The sequence below is a fragment of the Actinopolymorpha singaporensis genome (genome assembly GCF_900104745.1).
Classification (GTDB): domain Bacteria; phylum Actinomycetota; class Actinomycetes; order Propionibacteriales; family Actinopolymorphaceae; genus Actinopolymorpha; species Actinopolymorpha singaporensis.
Map to the genome: position 1 here is coordinate 3,362,248 of NZ_LT629732.1, position 13,962 is coordinate 3,376,209.

The window sequence follows — 13,962 nt, forward strand, 5'->3', positions numbered from 1 at the left end:
CGATCACGCAGGGTCCATACCTTGTAACACCCGGCCCCGAACCTGGCAAAGGACTGTCACAGCGCTCAGTCCGGCCTGACCTTCGCGGCCGAACGGTGCAAGCTTGCGAAACGGTGCGGCCGCACTGTCCGGTTTGGATCTTCTGCCCGAATCTCGGCCGCCGCCTGGGCGCCCGGGAGCGACGGTCGTCAGGGGGTACGCCGTCCGCCGGTCGCCGACAGGGCGGTTGCGACGCGGCGGAAGTTGGCCGAACTGGCCACGCCCGGGGGGCCGGTTGGCTTCAGCGGCAGCCTTCGGTGAACTTCACCACCGTGAAGCTGACGGGTTGGCCGTGCAGCCTGGTACCCGGGGCTGGTGACTGGGTACAGATACGCCAGTTGCTCTCCAGCAGCGCCGCCCGGCCACCGCCGGTGCCGTCGACCTCCTCGATGCTGGTGTCCTCCGGCAGCGCCGCTCGGGCCACCGCGAGTGAGCGCCCGCGGAAGTCCGCCATCGTCGTACTCACCCGCATCGGCCGGCGCCCCTGGTCGTCGGCCGGGCAGTGTTCCTCCAGACGCACCGCGCCGAGGTCGATCGGGGAGTTCTTCGCCCACCGGCCCCGCGCGGGCGACTGCGTGCAGACGCGCCACGAACGGCCCAGGATCTGGCGACGCCCGCGGCCGAGCGCGTGGTGGGAGGTGAGGTCGGTGAACCCGGCGCCGCGAGCCGCTTCCTGTGCCGACTGCAGGCCCATGCCCACGAGGTTGGGCAGGAGCGCTCCCGAGGATCCCGGTCCGGCCCGACGGGCGCGGTGGGCCGGCCGCCTGCGCAGGAGGTGAGGGCCGCACAGAGGACCAAGCCCTCCACCGCGACCGCGATGGCGACGGTCCCGAGACGGCGCGGCACGCGGGTCCGGGCGGATGTGCCGGCGTGGGGCCCCGCCCGCCGGCGGCCTGCGTGCCAGCCTGCTGGTCATGGTCGCCACCTCCCCGCCGGACTACGCCCGAAAACCGGGATCAGGCCGTGCCTCCTGGAGAGCAAGGGGGAGTTGACAGTAGTTCCGCGAGCTCCCAAATGTTTGTCCGACTGGCGCTTGGCCTTGTCAGAAAAGGTCGTACAGAAAGTTGGGAAAACGGTGATGGTTCGAGCCGGTCGCCGCCGCGTACGATCAGCCCGTGGAAATCACCCCCCACAACCGCAGCCGGTTCCGTGTGGCTCTGTGCGTCTTCGGTGTTGCTGTCGCGTATTACGCCAGCGGATGGCTGGGCGTGCAGAGCTCTCTCGCCGGACGCCGCCCTGCCCATGGTGGCCGCCACCTCCTCGGCGCCACCCTCGTGTCGGTGCTCGGCTATCTGCTGCTGGACGCCACGGACTTCAGGCCGGAGTTGCCGAGACTGCGCGACGTACTCGCGCTGGTGGTGCTCGGCGGTATCGCTCCGACGGTCGTGGGTGCGACCATGACGGTCGGCTCCCTCCGGTTGAGTGGCGCGTTGCCGGCGGACTTCGGCACGGCCTGGGTGGTCGACTGGAGCGGTGAGGCCCTCGGCGTGATCGTGATCGCGCCGTTCCTGCTCATGGTGCGCCGTCTCCACTGGCCCAGGCCTTTCCGGCCCGCGCGCTGGCTCGAGGCGGCCGCGCTGTTCGCGGCCATGGTGGCCCTGCTGGTCCTGACCTTCCAGCGCGAGGAGCAGTTGTTGTTCCTCACCTCCCCGTTCATCGTGTGGGCCGCGTGGCGTTTCCATCTGGCGGCGGCGGCGACCTGCGTGCTGGTGGCGACCGTGCTCGCGACCTACGCCTCCCTGCGCGGGATCAGCGCGTTCGCGTTGCACAGCAAGCTCTCCAACATCTTCACGATGCAGTCGTTCGCCGCGGTGACGGCGTTGACCGCGCTCGCTCTCTCGGTGACGGTCACCGCCCGCAACGAGGCACGCGCCCACGTGGAGGAGGTCGCCATCCAGCTGGCCGCCGCCGTCCACCAACTCGACCGGCGGCTGCGGGTACGCCCGCGGCCCGACCGGACAGCTGGGCCGGAGCTGGGCGGCGAGCCGGACGTGACACAGGAGAAAACCGGGTAGCCGACGGAATTATGCAGGCAAGGTCCATAAGGTCCTCGAAATGCTCGGACGGTCTGTGGTGCCCGGGCCGGAGGACCTGAATAGGTGCTGAATAGCGACGACCAGTCGGCGTACGATGAGGTGACGTGACGAGCGATTTCCGAAAGCGTGACGCCACCACCGCCGCCCTGATCATCGGGCTGGCGGCGGTCTACATCGTCGTCGGAAATGTCGGACTGCTGCAGCACATCGGTGCCGGGCCGACCCGGCTCCTGTGGCCGCCGACGGGTGTGTCGTTGGCAGCGCTGCTCATCTTCGGTGGGCGGGTCCTCCCGGGCATCACCCTCGGTTCGTTCCTGGTCAACCTCGTCGGGTTGGGCCGGCCTCCGCTGGTGGCGCTGGCGGTGGCGCTGGGGATGACCCTCGGCATGTGGTGTGGCTACCGGCTGCTGCGCCACGCCCGCTTCCGGCTGGAACTGGACCGGATGAAGGACCTCGCCGCCCTGGTGGTGTACGGCGCGCTGGTCGCCACGCTCATCAGCACGACGATTGCGATCGGCGCACAGGTGCTGGCCGGAATCGAGCAGCCCGGCAACTTCTGGCTCCGGGTGCTGCTGAGCTGGATCAGCTCCGCGATGGGCGTCCTCGTCGTCACGCCGTTCCTGCTCGTCCTCCGCCGAGTGCACGTGCCGCGGGACCTGCGTCCCCTCCGCGTACTCGAGGCGACGGCCATGCTGGCCGGAGCTGTTCTCGTCATGCTGGTCGCCACCCGTACGACCACCGAACTTCTCTTCCTGGTCTTTCCGTTCCTGATCTGGGCGGCGCTGAGGTTCCAGCTCGCCGGTGCCACCACGGCGATCCTGGTGGTGTCGACGATGGCGGTCATCGGCGCCGTCAACGGGTCCGGACCGTTCGAAGGGCAGGACGTCTACTCCAACCTGATCACCATTCAGGCCTTCGACGGATCGACCGCCCTCACCGCGTTGGTCCTCGCGGTCACCACGACCGAGCGAAACCTGGCCCACGACGACGTCGAGCAGGCTGCCACCCAGCTCGCCTCGGTGGTGAGTCAGCTCGACCGAAGTCTGCGGCCCCGGCCGGTGCCGTTGGCACGCAACCACAGCGAACACGCCGACGGTGAGCACCGCGTTGTACGCGAACGCGTCGAGGGCAGCGGAGCCGGACCGGGCTGACCGCCGTCACTCCCGTCCGAGCGTGCGGGCGGGGCGGAGTTCTTCGACGGCCCTCGCCAACAGCCGTACACCCTCAGCGATCACTCGTTCGTTCAGCGCGGCGCGTTCCGGTGATCCGTACAGCGACCGGATCAACACGATGCCGAAGTACGTCGTCTCGACGACGCTGAAGGATCCGGACTGGGCGAACACCACGGCGATCCCGGACAACGCGGTGGGGAGATCCGGTGGCTGAAATCCCTTCCTGGCAAGGACATCGTGCAGTACGGCTTCGGTTCGGTGACCTACGCGATGCTCGACGCGGGCCTGCTGGACGAGGTGCGGCTGTGGGTGCATCCGTTCCTGGTACGCGGCGGAGGGGCGCAGGACCTGTTGTTCCGCGAGGGTGCGGCACCGGCGATGTTCTCACTGGTGGATGCGACCCCGCTGGATTCCGGGATCGTCATCCTGACCTACACCTTCCGGGGGTAGCTCCGACGTCCGGACGCCCGGAGGTGCGATCCGCCCGCGGTCACTCCCAGGTGTCGCGGGGGTCGGTGACGCAGAACTCGTTGTCCTCCGGGTCGGCCAGCACCGTGTGTCCGTCGTACTCCTGACGCACCGAGGCGCCCCGCTCGACCAGCCGGGCGACCTCGGCGCGCCGGTCGGCGGAGACGACGTCGACGTGCAGGCGGTTCTTGCCCGCCTTGGGCTCTGGCACCTCGGTGAAGAAGAACGTCGGACCCGGGCCGTCCAGCGCGACGGAGGGGTCGGTCTCGGGTGTGAGCCCGAGACCGGCAAGGCGTTCGATCTCCTCCTCGTCGTACGCCCGGACGGCGTACCCGTCGAGCACCTGTGCCCAGAACCGCGCCTGCGAAGGTGCGTGCCGGCAGTCGACGACGATCTCGCGCAACCATGCCATGGACGGACAGCATGGCGGCGCGGACCGTCGATGGCCAGTCGTTTCACCGCCCGGCTCCGGAGCGTCGAGAGTCAGCGCTGCGTGGAAGTGGAAGTGGAAGTGGAAGCAGAAGTGGAGGTGTCGACCACCTTTGCGGCGGCGACCCCGTCCCGATAGATCATGACTGCGGCAGTGAGGCTGAGAGCGAGCAGGAAGAGCAGGACCAGCCCCCAGGGCGTGCCGCCCTGCCGACGACCGTAGATGCTCATGCGCTGATCATGGCAGCCAAACGCCTGCAGGCGTAGTGGATTCGGGCAATCGCGACTGTACGACCGGCCCTCCGGCGGTGCCGCCCGGGCTTCGTCCCGTCTCTCGTACCTGGTCGTCACCGGCTGTAGCCTGGCGGCCTCGCGTTCACCCCGCCGAGTCGTCACCCAGGTCGGGGCGAAAGGGAAATCATGGTTATCAGCGGAATCATCACCGCGATCATCGTGGGCGCCATCATCGGTGCACTGGGCCGGCTGGTAGTCCCGGGAAAACAGAAGATGGGCTGTCTACTCACGATTGCCATCGGAATTGTCGCGGCGCTGCTCGGCACGTGGGTCGCCGGCCTTTTGGGGGTTCGCTACACCTCGGGCATCGACTGGATCCAGCTTGCTTTCCAGGTGGGCTTCGCCGCCGTCGGCGTCGTGATCGTGGCCGGAGTGACCGACCGCCGTAGCTGAGCCCAGGGGCAGATCGGTCGCTCGGGCGTTGAGATAGCGCTGTTCCGGGATGCTCGTGGTCAGCCGGGCCGCGGTCGCGTATGCCGTCCGGGCCTCTTCGTACCGGCCCTCCAGCTCGAGCAGGTGGGCATGCACGGCGTGCAGGCGATGGTGGTGACGCAGGCGCCGATCGGCGAGCAACGGCTCGATCATCCGCAGGGCCGCGGCCGGACCGTCCACCTCCGCGACCGCTACCGCGTGGTTGAGCGTGACCACCGGTCCGGGAGTGAGGGAGTGCAGCATGCCGTACAGCGCCTCGATCTGCGGCCAGTCGGTCTCCGCGGCGGTACGTGCCTCGGCGTGCACGGCCGCGATCGCCGCCTGCAGCTGGTACGGCCCCACCGGCCCGGTCGGCAGTGTGGACTCGACCAGCCGGACCCCCTCGCCGATCAGCTCCTGATCCCACAGTGAGCGGTCCTGCTCGGCCAGCGGCACGAGGGAACCGTCCGGGCGCGTACGGGCGGTACGCCGGGCCTCGGTGAGCAGCATCAATGCCAGCAGCCCGCTCACCTCGCCGGCTCCGGGCAGATGGCCGTGCAGCCGGCGGGTCAGCCGGATCGCCTCCTCGGCGAGGGACGTGTCGGTCAGGCTGGGCCCGGTGGTGGCGGTGTGTCCCTCGGTGAAGATCAGGTACAGGACGTGGGCGACTGCGGCCACCCGTTCGGGTAGCTCCTCGGGTGCGGGGACGGTGAACCGCGCGCCAACCTGCCGGAGGCGGGCCTTCGCCCGGCTGATCCGCTGAGCCATGGTCGTCTCGGGGACCAGGAACGCACGGGCGATCTGCGCCGTGCCCAGCCCGCCCACGGCCCGTAACGTCAGCGCCACCTGGGAGGGCCGTGGCAGGGCGGGGTGGCAGCACAACAGCAGGAGTGACAGTGAGTCGTCCCGCTCGCTGACGGCCGGGGTGTCCGCGGCCGGGGCGACGAACGCCCCTGCCGGGGTGTGCCGGGCGACCAGGTCCTCCCGGTCGGCCCGGGCCTGGTCGGCGCGCCAGTGATCGATCAGCCTCCGGGAGGCCACCCTGATCAGCCAGCTCCGTGGGTTGTCCGGCATCCCGTCGGTCGGCCACTGCCGGGCAGCGGCGAGCAACGCCTCCTGCACCGCGTCCTCGGCGGTGTCGAAGTCGCCGTAGCGGCGTACGAGCGCGGCAAGGACGTGTGGCGCGCACTCACGCCACAAGTCCTCGAAACCGGTCGCGGTCACCGCTGCCTCGTCACGAAGTGGCGGTCACTCGTCCGGCGGTACGGGCGGAGGTCACTGGTCGTCGCCGCCGGACCACATCGCCGGGCGGAGCTCGACCACGCTGCCGGGCCCGGCGAACTGCGCGGCCAGCTCCTCCGCCCGCTGCCGGGACGCGCAGTCGATCAGGAAGAAGCCGGCCAGCTGTTCCTTGGTCTCCGCGTACGGGCCGTCGGTGGCCAGGTGCCCCTCCGGGGTCCACGTGTGCACGGTGGAGGACGCCGGGTCGGCCAGCGCCTCGCCCGTCACCAGCTCACCGGACGCCGAGATCTCTTCCAGCAGCGCATCGAACGCACGGTCGCCCTGCTCGTGCTGCTCCTCGGACAGCGCACGCCCCTCGGCGGTGTAGCGGGAGGTCGGGTGGCCCCACGGGTCGGGGTTGGAGTGGATCAGGATCACGTACTTCATGGAATTCCTCGTTTCGGGCTCTGCGCTGTCCTAGGGAGATTCTGCGGTGCGAGCGGGGGCGGTGGTGCCGCGACCCCGCCTGCGTGGGGGACGTCGGAGCCGCCGCCGCGTTCTCGACACCGCCGGCCACGTCATTCGCCCAGAAAAAAGGATCCAGCGCGGTGTCGATGCGGTGGCCGCGGCTCCGACGTCTCCGGTGGCACGGACGCAACGTCCGCCATCCCGTAGACAGGAGAAGACCGATGACCGCTCAACTGTCCGTCATGACCGCCGACACCCTGTTGCTTTCCCTGGCCGCGCAGCAGCGACGGATCGTGGGCATCCTCGACGGGCTGTCCGACGACGCCCTGCGCAGGCCGGTCCTGCCGTCGGGCTGGTCGTGCGTTGGCATGGTCTCGCACCTGACCGTCGGGACGCGGTTCTGGTTCGTCGAGGTGATGACCGGCGTACGCACCGGTCCGGCCGTCGAGGACGACTTCCACGTACCCGCGTCGGTTCCCGCGGCGAGCATCCTCGACACGTACCGACAGGAGGGCACGGAGGCCATTGCCGCGGTCCGCGAACTGCCGCTTGACTCACCGCCGGCGTGGTGGCCCGAGGGCATGTTCGGCGACTGGCGCATGGACAACTTCCTCGAGGTGCTGCAGCACGTTCTTGTCGAGACGGCCTGTCACGCCGGGCACCTGGACGCCGCGCGCGAGCTCATCGACGGTCGCACGTGGGACTGGGAGCACGGCCGCCTGGCCGATCCCCGCTGACTGTCAGGCACGTGCTTGCGCTCCACTTCCACGTACGGCTTGCCTGCCGTGCTGACGAAGGGGAGCGGGGGTGCAAGCCGGCCTTGCCGGTGGTGCATGCCAAGCATCGATTGACAGCTCTTGCCCGTCGTTGAACTGACTGACCGGACGACTGTTGGCGGAAGGTCGGAATCACGACTCGCGAACGGCTCACATACGCACGTTGCCGGCGTAGTACCACGCCGCGTAGAAGAGAAGGCCGACGAGAACGACGAGGAGGAGAACGCTCGCCCATGCCCGGGCGGTGGAGTGGTGATTCGTCATCCTCATGGCCGTGAGTATGACCTGTGTCACATGTCCGTGGGACGAAATCGGGGATCTCCGCGGCCGCGGTGAAGGCCGGATGCGGACTCGCCACGTCGCTGCAAGGAAGCTGACGAGGCGCACATCGTTCGTCCCTTCTTCGCCGCCTCGTCGTCGGCTTCGGTCCATTCACCGGCGGGGAGGCCGAGCCACTGGCGGAGGCCCTGGCCGTGGGCGGCGAGCATCCTGGCGTTGCAGCCGTCCGCGAGCCATCGCGTGGAGCATCAGGTCAACGGTGTCGTCGACACGGTCGGGTGGGACGGGTTCGAGGTAGCCGGCGCCGACGCCGGAGTACAGCCCTTCGGCGATGCGGTGCCGGGTGAGCATGCGGGCAGATGCGTAGTGGCGGGATCGGTACAGCCGGTCCTGAACGTCCTCCCGGGACTCGGCGGGGTGAGCGGCGAGGATGGCCGCCGCGCCGTCGACGCGTTCACCGCGGCGTACCCGGCCCGGCCCTTCGAGCATGGGCGCCAGCAGCTTGCCGTCGACGGGTGCGCCCCCTCGACCGCCTCCCTGCCGTATCTGCGCTGCCGTCCCACCCCACATTGTGGACCGAACACAGGTTCGAGGCGACCCTCCCCGACGACCAGAACACGAGAACACGACGAGAACACCAAGAGGAGAACGACGTGAGCACAGGCAAGCCGGTAGTGCACTTCGAGATCATCGGCTCCGCTCCCGCGACGCTGCGCAACTACTACGCCGAACTGTTCGACTGGGAGTTCAGCACGGGGGACGCGGCGACGGAGAAGGTCTCCCAGCCGGGCAACTACCACTTCGTGGACGGCGGTGGCACCGGCGACGGAAACGGCATCAACGGTGGCGTCGGCGGTGGCGAGGGCTTCGCACCCCGCGTGCTGTTCTACGTGGCCGTGCCGGACGTCGAGGAGGCGCTGCACAGGGCCGAGAGCCTGGGCGGCAAGCGACTGCTGGGTCCGGAGCCGAAGTCCGGAGAGTTCACCGTCGGACGCTTCAGCGACCCAGAAGGCAACGTCGTCGGCGTAGCAGGGCCGGCGGGCTGACGGATCAGGACTCCAGGTCCAGGTCGAGGGGCACCTCGTCGGGAGCGAAGTCCCGCACTCGCAGCATGCGCACGGCGTGGCGCCATCGCCGACCCCTGTCGGTCGCGGTGTCGGCGCGGATCTCCACCACGACCAGTGGGGCGACCTGCAGGTAGTCCGTCGGTGCGGACCTCCAGTTCACGGTGAGCCGCGCCGGCCAGGGGTGGCCGTCGGTCGGGGCGACCAGCAGGGGTGCGACCGCGGCGGCCCGTGCATCGGTCAGCCGGGTCGTCCTGCCCGCGTAGTGGAGCCTGCCCGTGTCGGAGCCGTACCGTCCCAGCAACAACGTCTCCGGGCGTCGCAGGCTGCCGGTCACCCCACCCACGATGGCGTCGGTGGTCTGCCGGGCCTTGTACTTGAGCCACTCCCGCGCGCCCGGCAGGTAGGGGCCATCCGCGGGTTTGATCACCAGTCCCTCGATTCCGGCGACGGCCATCGTGTCGTACCACTCCTGCGCGACCGAGTGGTCGGAGGTGTGCATCGCGAGCGAGAGCGGCGACCTGGCCGGCACCTGCCCGAACAGTCGTTCCAGCACCACCCGGCGTTCTTGTAGTGGGCGCCGGCGAAGGTCGCCGTCGCGGGCGGTTTCCAGTACGTCGAAAACCACCAGATGGCACGTCTGGACGGTGGCTAGCTCGGCGGCCTTGTGGCGTCCGGCGTAGCGGTGCTGAAGTGCCGCGAAGTCGAGCCGGCCTCCGCGCCAGCAGACGATCTCGCCGTCCATGACCGTTCCGGCGGGCAGGTGGGCGTACAACGCGCCGACGATCTCCGGGAACGCCGGGCCCAGGGGGGTGCCGCGGCGGGAATGGACCGACACGGACGAGTCGGTCCCGATTGTGGCCAGCGCACGGTACCCGTCGAACTTCGGTTCGTAACGCCATCCGCCTGGCCGTGGTGGAGGCAACCGCTCGATGCTCTTGGCGAGCATGGGCTCGATCGGCCCGGTGATACGCACGAAGGGGACCTCGGGTGACGCCTGTTTCCGATCCCACGCTACGAGGACAGTTGTCGATCAACGCTCCGGGTGGCCAGACGCCCGCCAGGGTTCCCGCGTGCGAATCCCCCACAAACAAGGGCATCGCCCGCACCTGCTCTGCCATGATCACCATGTGGAGAACCAGCCGGCGCACGTCCGGATCCCGCCCCACCTCGCAGCGGTGGTCGTCATCCTGGCGTACGCGCTGTTCGCCTGGCGCCCAGCGGACAATCCACCGCCACCGGATGCGCGCGAGACCGTGGCATCCACGCTCGCCAAGGGCTCCGGGATCGCGATGGTCCTGCCGGTGAGGCTGCCCGCTGGATACAACTTCGGCCGCGACTACCAGTACAGCCCGGCCGGACCCGACGACGACAGCTTCGACGGTGACCACGACTTCGGCAAGACGGTCGAAGTGGTCTCCCGTGACGTCACGTTCGTTCCAGCGAACGGTGTCCAGGAGCATGGCGGCCTTCCTGCGGTCGAGCTGTGCGTCGAGGACGCACATGCCAAGCAACCACAGTGCCCAGATCCGGGTACGACAGGCAGCATCCGATGTCGCCACGGACAAGCCCTGCTCACCTTCTACGTCGCGAGCCGTGGTCACCACGACCTCAGTGCGTGGAGGACCCTCGAACTCACCACCGACCTCGACAAGGTGACCTGGCTCCACTAGCCGCCGACCGAAGATCATCGAGGGGTCCCTCGACACGAGACGAGAAAAAGGGCGGTTGACCCGCATCTCTGCTGGTCAACCGCCCGCTGTGCGCCGCCAGGGACTCGAACCCCGAACCCGCTGATTTGATCAAGACGGCTGTCTCTGGTGTGTGTTATCTCGCGAACATGGCCGTGACCTGGGCCGCCGTCGTCCTGGTCATGATCATCTATTGCCGTCACTGGCGGGCTCGTTGCGTCCATAGGTGTGGGTTAGGTGTGGTGGCACAAGGGTCTCCCCACCCTCTCCTACGTCGAACAAGTGTGCGAGTCGAGGCGTATGCTGCTGCTCGGGCGGGAGGGCCGGCACCGACACTGGGCAGGGGATCGGCCGTTAGGCCCTCCTCGCCAGTCATGGGGTTATGGAATCGGCGCAGCTGGTCCGGGTTGCCGTTCGCGAGTGCGTGTGAGTGCTTCTACTGTCGATGGACCTGGCTCTCTGGTCGCAGCGCCGCTCTCCTTCGTGGGGACGGCCGGTGTTGCTACGTGTCCGCTCCGTTGTGGTCGGCGGCGCTGTCCCGGTCATCGGCGGCTTGGTCGCGTTCGTCGGCGGCCTGGTCGCGTCTGTCGGTCAGGCGTTCGCGGTCGTTCGCGAGCTGCTCACGTTCGTCGGCGTCGCGGTCGCGATCGTCGGCATCGGCTTCACGCTGGTCGGCGATCCGGTCGCGTTCGTCGGCGGCCTGGTCGCGTTCGTCGGCGTTGCAGTCGCGTTCGTCGGCGGCTCGTTCGCGCTCGATGGGGTCCAGGGATCCCAGTCCGACGAGCTGGCTGTGTGCCTGGGCGGCGAGATGACGAAACTGGGTCTTCAGAGCCCGGTCGACTTCGGCCCGGTCCCGGTCAGCGGCGGCGCGTTCGCGGAGAAAGCTGATGTTCCTCCCGCCGGCGCAGTTGCGGGCGGCCTGGAAGCGTTGCTCAGCTACGCGGGCACGCAGCTGCTCGGCGAGGGTACGTATTCCGGTGGCTCGATCGCGCAGGTCTTCCGCGATTTTCTGCGTTCGGTACATTTCGGGGGGCTTTGGCTCGACGGCCAGCATGTCCGCTGCTTGACGTCTCAGGTTAGGCGCCGTTCCTGTCGTGTGTCGAGGCGTCCGGTGTATGGATCGCGGGGACGCTTAGGTGGGCAAGGCGGCGGTGGTGACTCAGGACGTTTCATCGCGCTCGTCGGCGATGCGGTGGCGTTCGTCGGCGATTCGTTCGCGTTGGTCGGCGGCGCGCTCACGTTCCTCGTTCTCGCGGTCGCGGTCATCGGCGGCGTGGTCGCGTTCGTCGGCGAGTTGCTCGCGTCTGTCTGCGATGTGTTCGCGTCTGTCGGCGTCGTGGTCGCGCAGGTTGGCGACTCGTTCGCGTTCGTCGGCCAGCCGGTCTCGTTCGTCGGCGATTCGTTCGCGCTCGTCGGCGTCGCGGTCGCGCTGGTCGGCGAGCTGGTCACGTTCGTCAGCGGCGCGCATCCGTTCGGTCGCTTGGATGAATCGCAGTTCCTCGAGCCGACGACGAGCGTCGGATGCGACACCGCGAAAGTGTGCTCTCCGGCTCCGATCCTGAGCGGCGCGTCCGCGTTGGTCGGCGGCATGTGCTCGTTCTTCGGCTTCGCGCCGGCGCCGCGCGGTGTCTTCGCCCGCGTGTGCGGCGAGGAGCTTGCTTCTTTCCGATGCCCCTTTGCGCAGTCGAGCGGCGAGAGCGCGTCTCTCTTCGGCTCGCTGGCGGAAGACCAGAGCAATTCGCTGAGTTTGGGAGGTTTGGCCGGGTTCGTCGTGCCGACCGTCCTGTGCGGTAGGCATGTCTTCGAGCGTACGCGGCCCCAGCGAGCACAGCGTGTCAGCCACAGCCCGCCTCCCCACCTCGTCCTTCGTCGAACAAGTGTGCGAGTGGGCGCGTATGCTGCTGCTCGGGCGGGAGGGCCGGCACCGACACTGCGAGCTGGCAGCGGCCTTCACCGCCTGGCCGACGGAGCAGCCGGACTTCAGGGACCGTCTGGTCGGTTCGATGCAGCGGCAGGTGGCGGCGCTGCTCGATGTGAACGGCGAGGCGGGTGTGTCACCGCGCACGATCACCGAGATGCTCGGCCGGACCGACGACGGCAACGTACGCAACACGCTCAACCGGCTGCGGGAGCTCGGTGTCGTCGAACTCGTGCCGGGTTCGTCGTGGCCGCAGCTGTGGCGTCCCACGGCGCTCCACCGGAAAGGTCTGGACCAGGCCCCGTAAGTAGGAACGACCTTCTCGAACTCGCCAGGCCGCTAACGGTCGGGCCCGGTCGCCTCGTCAGGTTCGTCGCCGGCTTGGCGGTGGCCATCGGCTGGCCAGACGTGGGCGTCGCCGGCGTGGTCGTGGTGATCGTGGCGATCGGGCCCGTATCCCAGCTCCTCGAGATGGCGATCCGCCTGAGCGATGAGGCGCTGAGCTTGCGCCCTCACGGCCTGGTCGGCCTCGGACAGGCAGGTGTTCTCGGTGCGGGGTTCGCCGCGCCAGTCGTAGGCGGCATGGTCGTCTTGGGGCATCTTTTGGGGGGCTCTGTTTCGGTTTTCGCCGGTTCAGATGGACGAAAGATCAGTCTACGCCTACGGTTACGGCTGCCATTTGCTGCTGAAGAAGCTTTCTTTCTGTGCTGTGGCTATCTCTTGGTTCCTGTACCGTCCCCGGTGATCGCCCCGGTGGCTGCCGCTGGTGCTTCGGCCGCGGAGCGCGCACCCAATCCGGAGCCGGCGAAGGTGGCCGGGGCGATCCCCACGGCGGTGGATGCGGGTAGGGCCCTGAAGGTGCCGGTCGCGTGTCCGTCCGGATGCCCTTACGGTGGGCGGACCCGGCCCGCTCGCCCGCACAAACTGGCTTCCTGGACCCCGTGGTTGGTGCCCTCCTGTGGGCGAGCGGGCACGGGCCAGTCGCTTGGACTCGGCATCGGTGTGGCTGTGGTGATGGAGCTACAGGGATTCCCGGCATCCGCAGTCGCGTCCTGCATCGACCGGTGGCCAACTTGGCCATCAACGTCTCCAAGATCGTTACCGTGTGTCCGGTTAGACCGGTCTCCGCTAGCGTTCTGGCAGCCGGCCCGCTGGCTCACATTCCTGGTCTTCGGTATCCCCCGTTGCCGGTGCCCAGCGACTTCCTGTGTTCCAGCGGGTCGTGCTCACAGGCTCCCCAAGCGACTTTCAGAGCTGCCAAGAATTGGGCACCAAGATCGCCATTCGCGAGTCTGGTATGACCATCCCGGCTTACTCTTTGATCAGCCGACCCGCTGGTTCGTAGCCTCTTGCGCCGCCCCTCCCAGTCACCGGCGCTGGTCGCCCGGGTGGACCAGCGGGTCGTGCTTGCAGGCACCTCCGCGGACAGTCACCGTGCGCTCGAAAGGGTCGGCGGGTTTGGCCGGTGGCCTGGCTTGGTCCGGGAGAGCGGCGGCCCGTAGCCTTGCTCGGCGCGGTGGGCAGCTTGGCTGCCTGCCCTTGACCGCCCACCGGGGGCCGCCGCTCTTAGGGTCCCGGACCTAGCGAGGTGGCTAAAGCCTCCGGCCCGGCACCACCCAGGACGCAGTGTCTCCCGCGGAGCGGGAGTTGATGGGGGTCGCCAGTGTTCTGGCGGCCCTCTTGTCGCGCCCAGCCG

18 protein-coding genes are annotated in these 13,962 nt (G+C 68.7%); 7 read left to right on the plus strand and 11 right to left on the minus strand.

The features are described 5' to 3' along the window. Positions 1-280 precede the first annotated feature (280 nt). Positions 281-733, minus strand: coding sequence for a PASTA domain-containing protein (locus BLU27_RS15300; RefSeq protein ID WP_092654378.1), 453 nt, complete (start codon positions 731-733; stop codon positions 281-283). Between the two features lie 421 nt (positions 734-1,154). Between BLU27_RS15300 and BLU27_RS15305 the strand changes: the two genes are divergently transcribed. Further along, positions 1,155-2,054: an MASE1 domain-containing protein gene (locus BLU27_RS15305; RefSeq protein ID WP_092654379.1), complete on the plus strand. Its 900-nt coding sequence runs from the start codon at positions 1,155-1,157 to the stop codon at positions 2,052-2,054. Between the two features lie 125 nt (positions 2,055-2,179). Beyond that, positions 2,180-3,226 (plus strand): MASE1 domain-containing protein, encoded by a 1,047-nt coding sequence (locus BLU27_RS15310; protein WP_092654380.1) that lies wholly within the window; start codon positions 2,180-2,182, stop codon positions 3,224-3,226. A 6-nt stretch (positions 3,227-3,232) separates the two neighbouring features. Here the strand turns inward: BLU27_RS15310 and BLU27_RS15315 are convergent, their stop codons facing one another. After that, positions 3,233-3,436, minus strand: a complete 204-nt coding sequence (locus BLU27_RS15315; protein ID WP_092654381.1) for a hypothetical protein — start codon at positions 3,434-3,436, stop codon at positions 3,233-3,235. Between the two features lie 48 nt (positions 3,437-3,484). On the opposite strand from BLU27_RS15315, the gene BLU27_RS15320 reads away from it, so the two are divergent. Beyond that, positions 3,485-3,697, plus strand: coding sequence for a dihydrofolate reductase family protein (locus BLU27_RS15320; protein ID WP_092654382.1), 213 nt, complete (start codon positions 3,485-3,487; stop codon positions 3,695-3,697). A 40-nt stretch (positions 3,698-3,737) separates the two neighbouring features. Here BLU27_RS15320 and BLU27_RS15325 read toward each other — a convergent pair whose 3' ends face one another. The 4 genes from BLU27_RS15325 to BLU27_RS15340 form a co-directional block, all read right to left on the minus strand. Beyond that, the gene (locus tag BLU27_RS15325; protein ID WP_092654383.1) at positions 3,738-4,127 is read right to left on the minus strand and encodes a VOC family protein; all 390 of its coding nucleotides are present in this window, start codon (positions 4,125-4,127) and stop codon (positions 3,738-3,740) included. A 71-nt stretch (positions 4,128-4,198) separates the two neighbouring features. After that, positions 4,199-4,375: a hypothetical protein gene (locus BLU27_RS29075; RefSeq protein WP_157728550.1), complete on the minus strand. Its 177-nt coding sequence runs from the start codon at positions 4,373-4,375 to the stop codon at positions 4,199-4,201. A 285-nt stretch (positions 4,376-4,660) separates the two neighbouring features. Next, positions 4,661-6,073 carry an RNA polymerase sigma factor gene (locus BLU27_RS15335; protein WP_172804960.1) on the minus strand — a complete coding sequence of 471 codons (1,413 nt, stop codon included), beginning with the start codon at positions 6,071-6,073 and terminating at the stop codon, positions 4,661-4,663. A gap of 51 nt (positions 6,074-6,124) precedes the next feature. Further along, complete coding sequence (locus tag BLU27_RS15340; RefSeq protein WP_092654385.1) at positions 6,125-6,517, minus strand: YciI family protein; 393 nt, start codon at positions 6,515-6,517, stop codon at positions 6,125-6,127. 242 nt (positions 6,518-6,759) lie between these two features. On the opposite strand from BLU27_RS15340, the gene BLU27_RS15345 reads away from it, so the two are divergent. Next, on the plus strand, positions 6,760-7,275 hold the full coding sequence (locus BLU27_RS15345) for a mycothiol transferase (RefSeq protein ID WP_197681437.1): 516 nt from the start codon (positions 6,760-6,762) through the stop codon (positions 7,273-7,275). A gap of 471 nt (positions 7,276-7,746) precedes the next feature. Here BLU27_RS15345 and BLU27_RS15350 read toward each other — a convergent pair whose 3' ends face one another. Further along, a complete protein-coding gene (locus tag BLU27_RS15350) occupies positions 7,747-8,082 on the minus strand; it encodes a hypothetical protein (RefSeq protein ID WP_092654386.1) in 336 nt (111 codons plus the stop codon). A 164-nt stretch (positions 8,083-8,246) separates the two neighbouring features. Between BLU27_RS15350 and BLU27_RS15355 the strand changes: the two genes are divergently transcribed. Then, positions 8,247-8,639, plus strand: coding sequence for a VOC family protein (locus BLU27_RS15355; RefSeq protein WP_092654387.1), 393 nt, complete (start codon positions 8,247-8,249; stop codon positions 8,637-8,639). Positions 8,640-8,643: 4 nt separating this feature from the next. Here BLU27_RS15355 and BLU27_RS15360 read toward each other — a convergent pair whose 3' ends face one another. Beyond that, positions 8,644-9,633, minus strand: a complete 990-nt coding sequence (locus tag BLU27_RS15360) for an ATP-dependent DNA ligase (protein WP_092654388.1) — start codon at positions 9,631-9,633, stop codon at positions 8,644-8,646. 154 nt (positions 9,634-9,787) lie between these two features. On the opposite strand from BLU27_RS15360, the gene BLU27_RS15365 reads away from it, so the two are divergent. Continuing rightward, the gene (locus tag BLU27_RS15365) at positions 9,788-10,330 is read left to right on the plus strand and encodes a hypothetical protein (RefSeq protein ID WP_092654389.1); all 543 of its coding nucleotides are present in this window, start codon (positions 9,788-9,790) and stop codon (positions 10,328-10,330) included. Between the two features lie 520 nt (positions 10,331-10,850). Here BLU27_RS15365 and BLU27_RS29925 read toward each other — a convergent pair. Both BLU27_RS29925 and BLU27_RS29080 read right to left on the minus strand, forming a co-directional pair. Further along, entirely contained in the window at positions 10,851-11,372 is a 522-nt protein-coding gene (locus BLU27_RS29925; protein ID WP_206744615.1) for a hypothetical protein, read from the minus strand. Between the two features lie 135 nt (positions 11,373-11,507). Then, positions 11,508-12,191, minus strand: coding sequence for a hypothetical protein (locus BLU27_RS29080; RefSeq protein WP_157728552.1), 684 nt, complete (start codon positions 12,189-12,191; stop codon positions 11,508-11,510). 160 nt (positions 12,192-12,351) lie between these two features. Between BLU27_RS29080 and BLU27_RS30100 the strand changes: the two genes are divergently transcribed. Then, positions 12,352-12,573 carry a helix-turn-helix domain-containing protein gene (locus BLU27_RS30100; RefSeq protein WP_206744616.1) on the plus strand — a complete coding sequence of 74 codons (222 nt, stop codon included), beginning with the start codon at positions 12,352-12,354 and terminating at the stop codon, positions 12,571-12,573. Between the two features lie 32 nt (positions 12,574-12,605). Here BLU27_RS30100 and BLU27_RS15385 read toward each other — a convergent pair whose 3' ends face one another. Then, positions 12,606-12,866, minus strand: coding sequence for a hypothetical protein (locus BLU27_RS15385; protein ID WP_092654392.1), 261 nt, complete (start codon positions 12,864-12,866; stop codon positions 12,606-12,608). Positions 12,867-13,962: the final 1,096 nt, after the last annotated feature.